Annotated in this window: 2 protein-coding genes; both read left to right on the top strand. The window is 70.4% G+C overall.

Translation table 11 applies throughout. From position 1 onward, the window contains the following. Window positions 1–22 precede the first annotated feature (22 nt). Window positions 23–838, top strand: a complete 816-nt coding sequence (locus AB0G02_RS41365; protein ID WP_360806383.1) for a carbohydrate ABC transporter permease — start codon at window positions 23–25, stop codon at window positions 836–838. Further along, window positions 835–1,172: family 1 glycosylhydrolase (locus tag AB0G02_RS41360; RefSeq protein ID WP_360806380.1), on the top strand; the 338-nt coding region annotated here is incomplete at its 3' end. The genes AB0G02_RS41365 and AB0G02_RS41360, both read left to right, overlap by 4 nt.

Below are 1,172 nucleotides of genomic sequence, written 5' to 3'. Positions count from 1 at the left end.
CGCCCGCCGCGGGCGCAGGTCGTTGCGGTTGCCCGGACCGTGGACCTACGCGGCGCTGATCGCGGTGCTCGCCGGGTCGGCGTTCCCGGTGTACTGGTCGCTCGTGGTGTCCTCGCAGACGTCGGACAAGGTGGACAGCGTGCCGCCGGTGCTGGTGCCCGGCGGTCACCTGTTCGCCAACATCTCCCGCGTGTTCGACCAGTCGGACTTCGGGCTGGCGATGATGAACTCGCTGATCGTGTCCGGGACGATCACGGTGTCGGTGGTGTTCTTCTCCACCCTGGCCGGGTTCGCCTTCGCCAAGCTGAAGTTCCGCGGCCGGTCGGCGCTCATGCTGCTGGTGGTCGCCACCCAGGCGGTGCCCACCGAGCTGGGCGTCATCCCGCTGTACATGATGATGAGCGACTTCGGCTGGGCGGGCGAGATCCACGCGGTCATCGTGCCCGGCCTGGTCACCGCGTTCGGCGTGTTCTTCATGCGCCAGTACTTCGAGCGGGCCGTGCCCGACGAGCTGCTGGAAGCGGGCCGCATGGACGGGTGCAGCTCGCTGCGCCTGTACTGGCACGTGGTGCTGCCCGCCGCGCGACCGGCCGCCGCCGTGCTCGGCCTGTTCACGTTCATGCAGGCGTGGAACGACTTCTTCTGGCCGCTCGTGGCGCTCACCCCGGAGAACCCGACCGTGCAGACCGCGCTGTCCACCCTGGCCAGCGGTTACACCACCGACTACACCCTCGTGCTCACCGCGGCGACGATCGGCACCCTGCCGGTGCTCGCGGTGTTCCTCCTGTTCGGCCGCCAGATCGTCGGCGGGATCATGCAAGGAGCGCTCAAAGGATGACCGACTTCCCCCAAGGGTTCCGCTGGGGCGTCGCCACGTCGGCCTACCAGATCGAAGGGGCCGTGGACGCCGACGGGAGAGGACCGTCCATCTGGGACGCGTTCGGCGCGGTGCCGGGCGCGATCGCGGGTGGCGACACCGGAGCCGTCGCGTGCGACCACTACCACCGGCTGCCGGAGGACCTGGCGCTGCTGGGCGAGCTCGGCGTGGACGCCTACCGGTTCTCGGTGTCGTGGCCGCGGGTCCTGCCGTCCGGCTCCGGCCAGGTCGAGGAGCGCGGCCTGGTCTTCTACCGCTGGCTGGTCGCCGGGCTGCTGGAGCGGGGCTTCGAGCC

The sequence above is a fragment of the Actinosynnema sp. NPDC023658 genome (genome assembly GCF_040639995.1).
Lineage (GTDB): Bacteria > Actinomycetota > Actinomycetes > Mycobacteriales > Pseudonocardiaceae > Actinosynnema.
Note: the sequence above shows the minus strand (reverse complement) of the source record. Positions and strands in the feature narration are given on the sequence as shown.